The 12,734-nt window shown below is 67.8% G+C and carries 12 protein-coding genes; 6 read left to right on the plus strand and 6 right to left on the minus strand.

Going from position 1 to position 12,734, the window contains the following annotated elements; translation table 11 throughout:
- Positions 1 to 201: 201 nt before the first annotated feature.
- The 4 genes from BCEP18194_RS34160 to BCEP18194_RS34175 all read left to right on the plus strand — a co-directional run bounded on the left by BCEP18194_RS34160 (position 202) and on the right by BCEP18194_RS34175 (position 4,677).
- Complete coding sequence (locus BCEP18194_RS34160) at positions 202 to 2,067, plus strand: ExeM/NucH family extracellular endonuclease (RefSeq protein WP_011355879.1); 1,866 nt, start codon at positions 202 to 204, stop codon at positions 2,065 to 2,067.
- A gap of 285 nt (positions 2,068 to 2,352) precedes the next feature.
- The gene (locus BCEP18194_RS34165) at positions 2,353 to 2,739 is read left to right on the plus strand and encodes a DUF883 family protein (protein ID WP_011355880.1); all 387 of its coding nucleotides are present in this window, start codon (positions 2,353 to 2,355) and stop codon (positions 2,737 to 2,739) included.
- Positions 2,740 to 2,803: 64 nt separating this feature from the next.
- Complete coding sequence (locus BCEP18194_RS34170; RefSeq protein ID WP_011355881.1) at positions 2,804 to 3,388, plus strand: BPSL1445 family SYLF domain-containing lipoprotein; 585 nt, start codon at positions 2,804 to 2,806, stop codon at positions 3,386 to 3,388.
- Between the two features lie 236 nt (positions 3,389 to 3,624).
- Positions 3,625 to 4,677 (plus strand): AI-2E family transporter, encoded by a 1,053-nt coding sequence (locus BCEP18194_RS34175; protein ID WP_041493358.1) that lies wholly within the window; start codon positions 3,625 to 3,627, stop codon positions 4,675 to 4,677.
- A 43-nt stretch (positions 4,678 to 4,720) separates the two neighbouring features.
- Here the strand turns inward: BCEP18194_RS34175 and BCEP18194_RS34180 are convergent, their stop codons facing one another.
- From BCEP18194_RS34180 to BCEP18194_RS34205, 6 genes are all read right to left on the minus strand, one after another.
- Positions 4,721 to 5,236, minus strand: coding sequence for a hypothetical protein (locus tag BCEP18194_RS34180; protein WP_011355883.1), 516 nt, complete (start codon positions 5,234 to 5,236; stop codon positions 4,721 to 4,723).
- Between the two features lie 208 nt (positions 5,237 to 5,444).
- Complete coding sequence (locus BCEP18194_RS34185; protein ID WP_011355884.1) at positions 5,445 to 6,461, minus strand: NADP-dependent oxidoreductase; 1,017 nt, start codon at positions 6,459 to 6,461, stop codon at positions 5,445 to 5,447.
- Between the two features lie 37 nt (positions 6,462 to 6,498).
- Positions 6,499 to 7,287, minus strand: a complete 789-nt coding sequence (locus tag BCEP18194_RS34190; RefSeq protein ID WP_011355885.1) for an SDR family oxidoreductase — start codon at positions 7,285 to 7,287, stop codon at positions 6,499 to 6,501.
- A gap of 469 nt (positions 7,288 to 7,756) precedes the next feature.
- Positions 7,757 to 8,347: a phosphatase PAP2 family protein gene (locus BCEP18194_RS34195; protein ID WP_011355886.1), complete on the minus strand. Its 591-nt coding sequence runs from the start codon at positions 8,345 to 8,347 to the stop codon at positions 7,757 to 7,759.
- Positions 8,348 to 8,428: 81 nt separating this feature from the next.
- Positions 8,429 to 9,745: an Nramp family divalent metal transporter gene (locus BCEP18194_RS34200; protein WP_011355887.1), complete on the minus strand. Its 1,317-nt coding sequence runs from the start codon at positions 9,743 to 9,745 to the stop codon at positions 8,429 to 8,431.
- Between the two features lie 71 nt (positions 9,746 to 9,816).
- The gene (locus BCEP18194_RS34205; protein WP_011355888.1) at positions 9,817 to 10,746 is read right to left on the minus strand and encodes a helix-turn-helix domain-containing protein; all 930 of its coding nucleotides are present in this window, start codon (positions 10,744 to 10,746) and stop codon (positions 9,817 to 9,819) included.
- A gap of 501 nt (positions 10,747 to 11,247) precedes the next feature.
- On the opposite strand from BCEP18194_RS34205, the gene BCEP18194_RS34210 reads away from it, so the two are divergent.
- Both BCEP18194_RS34210 and BCEP18194_RS34215 read left to right on the plus strand, forming a co-directional pair.
- Positions 11,248 to 12,171, plus strand: coding sequence for a LysR family transcriptional regulator (locus BCEP18194_RS34210; protein ID WP_041493630.1), 924 nt, complete (start codon positions 11,248 to 11,250; stop codon positions 12,169 to 12,171).
- Positions 12,172 to 12,269: 98 nt separating this feature from the next.
- Complete coding sequence (locus BCEP18194_RS34215; RefSeq protein ID WP_011355890.1) at positions 12,270 to 12,671, plus strand: OsmC family protein; 402 nt, start codon at positions 12,270 to 12,272, stop codon at positions 12,669 to 12,671.
- Positions 12,672 to 12,734 lie beyond the last annotated feature (63 nt).

The raw sequence follows: 12,734 nt of genomic DNA on the forward strand, positions 1-12,734 counted from the left end.
CTTCTCCTGTGGGAACGGGGCGCGGCGGCGTTCGCTGCGCGATCGGGATGCGCCGGCCGAGGCAAAAGCGTAGCAGCCGCCGTGCGCGTTGCATCGTCGGCCAATCGGCAACTGGCCGGACGGCCAATTCGGCCGCTTCCTGACATTTTGCCGTCAAGATGCTTTCCCGAACCGTCGGATTGTCTTCCTGTGGACCGCCCCATGTCACGCCTGCTTGTGCCGCTTGCCGTTGCACCGTTCGTCGCCTTCACCGCCCTTTTCGCCGTCTTCGCCCGGCCGGCCGCGGCCGCGCCGCCGGTCAGCGCAGGCTGCGGCGGCGCAACCACGCCGATTGCCGACCTTCGCGGCGCCGGCGGCCCGTCGCCGCTGGCCGGGCAGACGACCTCGATCGAAGCGGTCGTCACCGCGGCGTTCGGCGGCGCCGACGGCCTCGGCGGCTTCTTCGTCCAGCAGGCCGACGCGCAGCGCCGGCACCGGCCGGGCGTCCCGGAAGGCGTGTTCGTGTACGCGCCGGACGCGCGTGCGAAGGCCGGCGATCTCGTGCATCTCACGGGCCGCGTCGACGAGCGATACGGCCGGACGCAATTCACGCTGTCGGGCGGCGTGAACGTCTGCGCGCACGGGCAAAAGGTCACGCCTGCCACGCTCACGCTGCCGGTCGCCACGCTATCCGTGCTGGCCGCACTTGAAGGCATGCGGGTGCGCCTGCCGCAAACGCTGACGGTCAGCGATACCCACGAACTCGGCCGCTACGGCAGCGTCGTCCTCAGCAACGGCCGACTGCGCATCCCGACCCACGTTGCACCGCCGGCCGAAGCCGCCGCGATCGCGACCACGAACGCGCGCAACCGCATCGTGCTCGACGACGGTTCGAACCGCCGCGATCCCGCGACCGTGCGCTATCCGCCGCCCGCGCTGAGTGCCGCCAACACGCTGCGTGCCGGCTACACGGTACGTGGCGTCGAAGGCGTGCTCGAACTGCGCTACGGCGCGTGGCGGCTGCAACCGGTGGCCGGCGCGGCGCCGCTATTCGATGCCGCCGCGAACCCGCGTACCGGCGCACCGGCCCGGCATCCCGATGCCGACGTGCGTATCGTGTCGTTCAACGTATTCAACTATTTCAACGGCGACGGGAATGGCGGCGGATTCGATGCCCCGGCCAAGCGCGGCGCGAAAACGCCCGCCGCGTTCGCGCGGCAGGAGGCGAAGATCGTCGCGGCGTTGCGCGCGCTGCGTGCCGACGTGATCGGGCTGATGGAAATCGCGAACAACGGCTACGGCGACGCGAGCGCCGTGCAGCGTCTCGCCACTCAACTCGGCGACGGCTGGCGCGCGATCGATCCCGGCACCGCGCGGCTCGGCCGCGATGCGATCGCCGTCGCGCTGCTGTACGACAGCCGCACGGTCGAGCCGATCGGGCGCGCCGCGACCGTCGCACTCGGCGGCCGGCACCGCCCGCCGCTCGCGCAGACATTCCGGCGCATCGGCGGCACGCGCGCCTTCACGGTCGCGGTCAATCACCTGAAATCGAAGAACTGCCCGAACGCGACCGGCGCCGATCGCGACCAGTCGGACGGTCAGGGCTGCTGGAATGCGGCGCGCACGCGGGCCGCCACACGCGTCGCCGACTGGCTCGGCACGTCGCCTGCCGGCACCGCGGCCGATGGCGTCCTGCTGATCGGCGACCTGAACAGCTACGCGAAGGAAGATCCGGTGCGCGCGCTCGAATCGCGCGGCTACGCGAACCTGGTCGCCCGCTTCGTCGGCGATGCTGCGTACAGCTACGTATTTCGCGGCGAAGCGGGCAGCCTCGACCACGCGCTCGCCACGCCGCCGCTCGCCGCGCGCGTGAAGGCCGTGCACGTCTGGCACATCAACGCCGACGAACCGGTCGCCCTGCAACCCGTGCCCGATTACAAAACGTCTGCTCAACGGGCGACTTATTACGCACCCGACGCGTACCGGTCATCGGATCACGATCCCGTCGTGATCGACGTCGCGCTTGGCGACAGCGGCACGTTCGCCACCCCGGGCACGAACCGTGCTCGTCGAACAAGCGTCGATTAGTGCATTTGCATCAGCACAAGGCCTGCAACGGCACTATTTACCTGATGGCCCTGGCGACGCGATATTTACCGGACCTTCACCGCGTACCGCAGCCCGATATGCCGCTTCGCCCGGAATGCGAATTTTTTTCAATCGCCGTGCCGCCCCGTACGGCGGGGCTTCGCGGCAATCTTGCCGACGAATTGAAAATTTGTCTCGAAACAAAATCGGGCCAAGTGAATCACACAGGTTGCTGGGATTCGTCTTATCTTCAAATTTGCCTTGAATCGAAGGAGGATAAACACCATGGCGCTCACCGACTCGATCGAACACAAGCTGGACCGCGGCCTGTCCGACATTCGTCGCACGGGCCGGCGCGTGGGACGCACGACGCGCTCGGCGGCCCGCGACCTGCATGCCGACGTCACCGACGATCTGCGCGGGCTGGTCGACGAACTGGAAGATCTGCTGAAAAACGATGGCGACGGCGATATCGCCGCGCTGCGCAAGCGCGTGCAATCCCGGCTCGATGAAGCACGCAGCACGCTCGACCATGCGTCGGGCAGCGCGGTCGCCCGGCTGCGCGATTCGGCCGAACGCGTGTCGCAGGTCGTACAAGACAACCCGTGGCAAACCGCCGGCGTCGTCGCCGGCCTCGCGTTCGTTGCGGGCCTGCTCCTTGCCCGCCGTTGAACGGAGCCGGCCACCACGCGCCCGCCCCGTCCGTCCTCAATCAGACAAACGAAGGAGAAACGCCATGCAAAAAGCCTTTGCCATGAAAGCCGCCGCCGCCGTCCTGCTCGGCAGCCTCGCGCTTGCCGGCTGCACGACCACGCCCGACAAACCCGAGAACGCGTCGACCAGCGCGTCGAAGCGCCAGTCGATCGACGCCAGCGTCAACGCGACGCTGTCGCGCCTCTATTCGACGGTGCCGGGCTCGCGTGAACTCGTCGCGAAATCGCGCGGCGTGCTCGTGTTCCCGAACGTGCTGCAGGCCGGCTTCATCGTGGGCGGCCAGTCCGGCAACGGCGCGCTGCGCGTCGGCGGCAGCACGGTCGGCTACTACAACACGTCGTCGCTGTCGGTCGGCCTGCAGGCCGGCGCGCAGTCGAAGGCCATCGTGTTCCTGTTCATGACGCAGGATGCGCTCGACTCGTTCCGCAAGTCCGAAGGCTGGGCCGCAGGTGCCGACGCGTCGGTCGCGGTCGTGAAGGTCGGCGCGAACGGCGCGGTCGACTCCAACACGGCCACCGCACCGGTCGAGGTGCTGGTCCTGACCAACGCGGGCCTGATGGGCGACCTGTCGGTGAACGGCACCAAGGTCACGAAGCTCAATATCTGACGATGCGGCACGCGGCACCGCGCCGCGTTTGCTTCCCGGCAGCGCCGCGGCCTCGGCCGCGGCGTTTTCGCATGCGCCACCCGCAGCGGCTATGATGGCGGCACCTTTGCGGGCATACTCCGCTTCGGGCCGCCCCGCAGCGCATTTCGCCGCGAACCCGTGACGATCGCGAACCGATCGTGCGCGGGGCAACGAGATTCAATCAAACCACGCATCAATCTGCGCGAATGTCATCCATGGAAAGCGGACACGACCACCAAAAATTCTTCTATTTCCTGCTGGCCGCGGTCACCGTCGGACTCTGCTGGATCCTCGCGCCGTTTTCCGGAGCCGTGTTCTGGGGCACCATTCTCGCGATCCTGTTCCAGCCCGTGCAGCGCTGGCTCGCTGCACGCTTCGGCAAGCGGCGCAACCTGGCCGCGCTCGTGACGCTGTCGCTGATCGTCCTGATCGTGATCCTGCCGCTCGTGTTCGTCGCCGCGACGCTCGTGCAGGAAATCGCGTACGTGTACCAGGAAATCAAGACCGCGCAGCCGAACTATTCGCAATACTTCCAGGACATCATCCACGCGCTGCCGTCGTCGATCCAGCACCTGCTGCAGAAATACGGGCTGAGCAACCTGCCCGGCATCCAGAAGAAACTGACCGATGGCGCGGCGCAGATCAGCCAGCTCGCGGCAACCCAGGCACTCAGCATCGGCCAGAACACGTTCCAGTTCGTCGTGAGCTTCGGCGTGATGCTGTACATGGTGTTCTTCCTGCTGCGCGACGGCGGCGAGATCGGCCGCCGCGTGCGCCGCGCGCTGCCGCTCGACGACGAGCACAAGAACCTGCTGCTGGCGAAATTCACGACGGTCGTGCGCGCGACGGTGAAGGGCAACATCGCGGTCGCGCTCGTGCAGGGCGCGCTCGGCGGCCTGATCTTCTGGATCCTCGGGATCGAAGGCGTCGTGCTGTGGGGCGCGCTGATGGCGTTCCTGTCGCTGCTGCCCGCGATCGGCGCGAGCCTCGTGTGGGTGCCGGCCGCGCTCTATTTCCTGATGATCGGCGCGCTCTGGAAATGCGCGATCCTCGTCGCGTTCTGCGTGGGCGTGATCGGCCTCGTCGACAACCTGCTGCGCCCGATCCTCGTCGGCAAGGACACGAAGATGCCCGACTGGGTCGTGCTGATCTCGACGCTCGGCGGGATGGCGCTGTTCGGCATCACCGGCTTCGTGATCGGACCGCTGGTCGCCGCGCTGTTCATGGCGAGCTGGGACATCTACGCACGCTCCGAACAGGGCGAATGATGCATCGCGTGGCCGCGTGCCGCGCACCCGCCGGCACACGCTGTCACGGATGACGAATGCGAATCACGACGGGCGCCACGGCGCCCGTTTCTTCATCCGCCGCCAGCATCATCACGCCGCCATACGGACCCACGCGATACGTGCGACCCGATACCAGCGGCACGCTTCGATCGTCGTGCGCATCGCGCCACGTTGCACGCACGCGCGAAGCGACTTCCGGCGCGAACGGCGCACCGTCGGGCCCGACCAGCGCCACATGGGCACCCGGCAATCGCCGGCCATGCGCATCGAATCGCAGCGTTGCCGCTGCCCCGCCGCGCGCCGTCTCTCGTCCTTCGACCGCCACGCCCGATCGTGCGTCGAGCGTCACGTCGTAGAGATCGACGAGCGCACCCGCGAACCGCACGACACCGCCTGACGCGGCGTGCCCGGCCGCCACCGCATTCGACATCGCGAACACCACGCCAAGCCCGATTGCGATCTTCCGCACGGCACCGGCACACCACACCGTTCGATTGCGCATCGCCACCGATGCCGCCCGCTTCGCGTCGTTTCGCATGTTCCCTCTCCTCTGCCGCGTGACCAGAAAAAAAGGCGGCGTGACGCGTCGGTCACGCCGCCTGTCTGCTGGCAATCACTTTAGGGAGAGACGTCCGGACAATATATGGGACAAGTCCGAAACTAAGACACGATCGATCGAACGCCCCGCGTTCGACACGCGCTCGCGGCAGCGTGCGAACGGCATCGCACGCCGTACCGCGGGCCGGTCACGCGTCGGGATCGACACGCAGCACGAGCTTGCCGCGATGGTCGCCGTCGAACAGGCGATTCAGCACGTCGGGCGCGTTCTCGAGACCGTCCGCAACAGTCTCCTCGGCCTTGAGGCGGCCATCGCGCAGCCAGCCCGCGAGCGTCTGCACGGCCTCGCGGCTCTTGCGATAGTCGAGGATCAGGAAGCCGCGCATCGTCAGCCGCTTCGAGATCAACACGCCGACATCGTCCGCCGCGCGCCCGCTGTTGTAGTTCGAGATCACACCGCACAACGCGACGCGCCCGCCGATCACCATCCGCGACAGCACCGCGCGCATCACCTCGCCGCCGACGTTTTCGAAATTCACGTGCACGCCGTCCGGCGTCGCCGCCTTCAGCTGCTGACGGAAATCGTCGGCCTTGTAATCGACGGCCGCGTCGAAACCCAGCGTCTCGGTCAGGTAGCGGCACTTGTCCGCGCCGCCCGCGATGCCGACCACGCGCGCGCCGTGGATCTTGCCGATCTGCCCGGCGATCGAGCCGACCGAGCCGGCCGCCGCCGATACCACGAGCGTCTCGCCCGGCTGCACCGGCGTGATGTCCGTCAGCCCGTAGTACGCGGTCAGCCCGCTCATCCCGCACGCGCCGAGCAGCGTCGGCAGCGGCAGGCCCGACGCCGCGGGCAGCTTCACGAGCTGCGCGGCCTGGTCGGCCGGCACGACCGCGTAGTCCTGCCAGCCGACGAGCCCCTGCACGAGATCGCCTTCCGCGAACCCCGCATTGCGCGACGCCACCACGCGCCCGATGCCGAGCGCGCGCATCACCTCGCCGATCGCGACAGGCGGCAGGTACTGCGGCACGTCGCTCATCCACACGCGGTTGGTCGGGTCCATCGACAGGTACAGCACGCGCACGAGCACCTCGCCGTCCGCGAGCGCCGGTACCGGCGTCTCGACGAGCGAAAAGTGTTCACGGCCGACCCGCCCTTCCGGGCGCGTCTTCAGCAGCAGTTGGCGGTTCACGGGTGTGGACACGATGTTCTCCTCCAGTCGTTGTAGTTCGGGATGCGCGTCAGACCGCGCACATGCCGCCGTCGATCACGAGTTCGGCGGCTGTCACGAAGCGGCTCTCGTCGGACGCGAGATACACGGCCGCGTGCGCGACGTCGTCCGGGTCGCCGAGCCGGCGCAGCGGAATGCCGCGCGCGAGCTTGCGCGTCGCGTCGCGTTCGCCGATCGACTGGAACAGCGGCTCGACGATCCCCGTGCGGATGAACGCCGGGTGAATCGAGTTGCAGCGCACGTCGATCTCGCGGCGTGCGCAGTCGATCGCGACCGACTTCGTCAGCGACGCGACCGCCGCTTTCGACGCGTTGTATGCGGTGAAATCCGGCTCGACCTTGAACGCGGCGACCGACGAGATGTTGATGATCGATGCGGGATGGCTTTCGGCCAGATACGACAGCGCATGCTTGCAGCCGAGCACGATGCTCTCGACGTTGATCGCCATCACGCGCCGCCATTCGTCCAGCTCGATCTGCGCGGGCGAGCCGATCGAGCCGACGCCCGCGTTGTTGACGAGCACCGACAGCCCGCCCATCGCATCGACCGCCTGCGCGAGCAGCGCCTGCCAGCGCGCTTCGTCGCGCACGTCCTGCGTCGCGGCGAACGCGACCGGCGTGGCGTGGCCCGCGTTGAGTTCCTGCGCGAACGCGTCGAGCACCGCCGCGTCGGCTATGTCGGTCACGAACACGCGCGCGCCCTGCTCGACCATCCGGCGCGCGATCGCGCGACCGAGGCCGCCCGCGGCGCCCGTGATGTATGCGCACTTGCCGGCAAGGCGCGAAGAAACGACTGTCATGTGACCTGCTCCTATCGTGAATCGTCGTCGCGGATCGCTGCCGCGACGGGTTTGCCGTGCCTGCCCCGGCCGCCACGGGCCGGTTGACCGTGCCTCGACATCACGCGAGGCGCCGCACGGTTTCCACGAGTATATCGAGAGGAACCTGACGCGTGCCGGACGGGCCGGGCAGCCTGCCCCGGTTGAACGACAGCCAGCGTACGCGAATGCCGCCAATCGATGAAATGAATAATCGTTATGGCCGGTCATAGACATGGTTCATGACATTCGTGTGCCGGCGCGCATGCACGGGCCGGCGGCTCCCGCGAGTCGTGTAGACCGGCCGGCTCGTTGATTCACGGAATGACGGAGCGCTGCGTTCCGCGCAGACGCGACAGCAATCGGGAAGATGAACCGTGTGGAATCGTGCAACCGCCGGGAGAATGCCGGCGGCAAGAAAGCGGCGCCGGGGCGCCGCGACCGGTTATCGTCAGAATCCGTCGCCCGACGGCGCGCGCACGAACGCGCAGAGTTGCGGCGAGTGGGTATCGATCATCTGCTGGAACGGCGCACGATGCCCGTACGCGATGCCCGACACGAGCAGCAGGCAGACGGCCGCGACGCGCGGCGAGAACGCGCGCTGCCGTGCGCGGTCGTAGCCGCGCAGGAACAGCAGCGCGACCAGCGCGCCGAGCATCCAGCCGACGATCACTTCCGGAACGGTGTGCGAATGATCGAACACGCGCGCGACGGCGGTGACCGCGCCGACGGCCAGCCCGGCCGCGATGCCGGGCGCCTTGCCCGGCCGGAACGCCAGCCACAGCATCGACAGCGCGACGGTCCACACGGACGTCGACAGCATCGTATGGCCGCTGATCACGCGGAAATCGAATTGCGGCAGCTCGATGCCGCACCCGGCATAGAGAATCTTGGTGGCGCCGACGAGGCCCATGCCGGCGGCGAGCAGCACGCCCCAGCGGACGGCGAGGCGCCAGTCGGACAGCGCGAACCACGCCGCGCACGTCAGCGCGATCGGCAAGGTCAGCGCGGCATCGCCGATGTTGCTGATTTCACTCCACATAACGGACTTCGGACGACGATCGAAAGGCCGCAGTTTACCGCATGCGCGCCGCGCGACTGTGTCAGCCTGTGACAGGCTGTATCAGCCCGCGACACCGGTAATCAGCAACAGGTTCGTGCCGGTGATGACGGCGAACAGCGCCCACGCGGCGATTTGCATCCCGCGCCCGATCGTGTGCTCGCCCATCGTGTTGCGATCGCTGACCGAGCGGATCAGCGGCCACATCGCGAACGGGAGCTGCAGGCTCAGCAGCACCTGGCTCCACACCAGCAGTTGCCCGACCGAGCCGTCGCCGAGCCACAGCACGCCGATCAGCGCCGGCACGAGCGCGAGCCCGCGCGTGATCAGCCGGCGCTGGTAGCACGGGATCTTCGTATGCAGGAAGCCGTCCATGATCACCTGGCCGGCGATCGTGCCGGTCAGCGTCGAGCTCTGCCCCGACGCGAGCAGCGCGATGCCGAACAGCAGCGCGGCCGCGCCGCCCGCGATCGGCGTAATCAGCTTGTAGGCCTGCTCGATGTCGGTCACGTTGTGCTGGCCCGTCGCGTGGAACGCCGCGCCCGCGACAACCAGGATCGCCGCGTTGACCAGCATCGCGACGAACAGCGACACGAAGGTATCGATGCGCACCAGCGCCAGTGTGTCGCGGATCATCCCGCGCGCCCCGCCGACCACGCGCCGCGTCTGCACGACCGACGAATGCAGGTACAGGTTGTGCGGCATGATCGTCGCGCCGACGATGCCGAGCGCGAGCACGATCGCGTCCTTGCGGTCGTGGCCCGGATCGCCCGGCACCAGCCCGCCGACCACCGCGTGCCAGTCGGGCGGCGTGATCGCGACCTGCGCGACGAAGCAGAACGCCATCGTCGCGATCAGCGCGAGCACGATCGCCTCGATCTGCCGGAACCCCTTGCCCTGCAGGCCGAGCACGATCACCGTGTCGAGCGCGGTCAGCACGATCCCCCACGCGAGCGGCACGCCGAGCAGCAGCTTGAATGCGAGCGCGCAGCCGAGGACTTCCGCGATGTCGCACGCGATGATCGACACTTCGGCGGTCACCCATTGCACGATGCGGCCGAACCGGCCGTAGCGGTCGTAGCTGGCCTGCGCGAGGTCCCTGCCGGCGACGAGGCCGAGCCGCGCCGCGAGCATCTGCAGGAAGATCGCCGCGAGGCTCGAGAACGCGACGACCCACAGCAGCGAATAGCCGAACTGCGAGCCGGCCTGGATGTCGGTCGCCCAGTTACCGGGATCCATGTAGCCGATCGCGACCAGCAGGCCGGGGCCGAAGAAGCGCTTGAGCTTCAGCCAGCGCGGCGCACCGGCATCGATCGTGATGCTGCCCTTTACTTCCGACGGGCAGAACGGGGCGGTGGCGGTAGTGGGGAGGAGGGACATGGAAACCGGGGATCGAGATCGCGACAGGACGATTCTACGGGTATCCGCCCGGTTTTCTTCCGCGTGGCCGCTCACGCGGCGCAATGCTCCCCGGTGCCGTCGCTGGCCCCGTCGCCCGCATCGGCCGGCCTCACGCCACGGGTGAGGATCCTTTCGCGCTCGCTGACGCGGAATTCGGTCGGCGACATCAGCATGCGCTGGCGAAACAGCTTCGCGAGCCGCTCGCCGCTGCCGAACCCGGTGCGGCGCGCGACTTTATCGGCCGGCAGCGTCGTGTGGACCAGCATGTGGCAGGCGCGCTCGAGCCGCACGTGCTGGACGAACTCGGTCGGCGTCACGCCGATCTCCTTCTTGAAGCGCCGCAGGAAATTGCGCTCGCTCATCGCGGCGGCCTGGGCGGCGTTCGCGATCGAAATGCGGTTCACGCTCTGCGCGCGCAGCCGCTGCGCCGACATCCGGATCGACGGGCTCGCACTCAGCTCGCGAAAGGCCCACATCGACTGCGTGTAGCGTTGCTCGACCGGCCGCAGCATGTTGCTGGCGATCTCCTGCGCAGCGCCGTCGCCGAGGTCGACGCGGAACATGTCGAGCACGGCTGCGAACACATCGGCTTCGCCGGCCTCCAGCTCGACCGTCGTGGCGACCCGTCGCCCGCCCCGGCCCGGCCGCCCTTCGATCGCCGCCGACGGACGCTGCATGGCCGCCAGCGTGGGCAGGTCCATCCCGTCGACGATCCAGCGCGCATGACGGCGAATGTCCGTGAGGCGACGCTGCAATGCGTCGTCCCAGTTGATGGCCGCGCGGTCACCGTGGAGATGAAAGAACGCGAGCGCGCGGCGGCTGTGCTCGTCACCGAGCGGATCGGCCGCGATGCTCACGCCGGAGGACGACTGCAACAGCCCTCCGCTTTCGGACACGTACTTCAGCTGGTAGTCAGCACTGTATGCGTGCAGGCGATTCGCCAGGTTGAAAGCCTCGCCAATACGCGCGGCCTGGGCCAACGAAAATCCCGTACTCAAATAGATAACGACCCATCTCTGATCTGCTGCATTCACTGGCCAAGCCCCCGACTTGTTCGACTTCTTCTAATACCGTCGAACTGTCAGGCTTATATTTGGTTTGAATGCGTGCGACAGGACGGCTATCCCGAAATATGAAGCGACGGCATCTTAGCCGAACGGGTCGCGCCTTTGGCGCGAAATGGCCGACGTGGACAGCATGATGGCGGATTACTACAGGCTGTCAGGGGTGACAGGCAGGCCTGCGCGGAATTACCCGGGCCGATATCGTCAATTATTGCGATTGTGTGCGGCGCAATCGGCGCATTTCATTGCGACTTATTGCGGCGGGTATCCGGATAAATGCACAACCGAATATCGGCTCAAACGATAACGACGCTTATCCAATGCCATCCGTCGCCAAGCAGGAAAGCCCGCGTATCCGTTGCCTGCGCATCCTTTAGAATCGGTCCACCTTTCACCACGCCGCCCGCGCCCGTGCCCGTGCCCGCCGATCACCGTCTCGACCTGAACCTGTTTCGCGTGCTCGACGCCGTCTATGTACACGGCGGCATCGGCGCGGCCGCCCGCGCGCTGCACCTCACGCAGCCGGCCGTCACGCATGCGCTCAACCGGCTGCGCGCGCACTTCGACGATCCGCTGTTCGTGCGGCAGGGCAACCGCGTCGTCGCAACCGAGCGCACGCGTTCGATCATCGCGGACGTACAGTTGCACCTGAAAGGCCTGCAAGGCACCGCGCGCGCGCCGTCGGCATTCGATCCGGCGACGCTCGACCTGAGCATCGCGGTCGGCATTCGCGACGTGCTCGAATCGATCGCGCTGCCGCGGATCGTCGCCGCGTTCGCCGACGAAGCGCCGGGCCTGCGGCTCGTGAGCCGCCGCATCGCGGTGGCCGACATCGAGCGCGAACTCGCATCGGGCCATCTCGATCTGGCCATCGATCGCCGCGTGCCGACCGGCCCGCGCATCGCCACCGAACACCTGCTCGACGATTCGCTCGTCGTCGCGCTGCGCGCCGATCATCCGCTTGCGCGCGACCCGCTGCGGCGCGGCGACTATTTCGCGGCGCAGCATGTCGCGGTGTCGTCGCTCGGCGCACCGCAATCGCTCGACGTGCTGCTCGGCAACGACGGACGCTTCCGCGATATCCGGCTCACCTGCCAGCACTATTTCGCCGCATGCCAGATCGCCGCGACCGGCAACCTGCTGGTCACGCTGCCGCACACCTATGCGTTACGGATGGCCGCGCTGCTGCCGATCGTCGTGCGGCCGCTGCCGTTGCGGCTCAAGCCGTTTCCGCTCCTCGCGTACTGGCACGAGTCGCGCGACGCCGATCGCGCGCATCAGTGGGTGCGCGAACGTATCGCCGCGCTCGTGCGCAGCAGCGCCGGCGCCGCCGACGCGTAGCCGCGCGGCGCGCGTCGTCACGATCGGGACGGTATGCTGGCGGCTGCACGCCGCCACGCGGCGCCCGCTTCCTTCTTATTGCTGACCGGAGACTTGCCATGTCGCTCATCCATGCCGCCGCCGTCCTCGACGCCGATGCGCCCGACTACGTCGTCCAGCTGCAGGCCGGCACGCACGCGCTGACCGGTGACGAAGCGCCACGCGAAGGCGGCCAGGATCGCGGGCCGGCGCCGTACGAATTCGTGCTGGCCGGCCTCGCGCAATGCACGGCCGCGACGCTGCGCATGTACATGCAGCGCAAGACGTGGCCGGCCACGCGCATCGACGTGCGCACCGAGCTGCATGCCGATCGCGACGGCACGCAGTACGTGCGCCGCGTCGTGACGCTCGACGGCCCGCTCGATGAAGCGCAACGCCAGCGCCTCGCCGAAATCTGCGAGAAGACGCCGGTCACGCAGTTCATCAAGCGCGGCACGCGGATCGATACGACGTTGAACTGACACGCAACGCACGAAAGCACGCGGCGCACGATCGCCGCGCAAAAAGAAACGGGGGGCCGCGCA

The organism is Burkholderia lata, from assembly GCF_000012945.1.
Classification (GTDB): Bacteria; Pseudomonadota; Gammaproteobacteria; order Burkholderiales; family Burkholderiaceae; genus Burkholderia; species Burkholderia lata.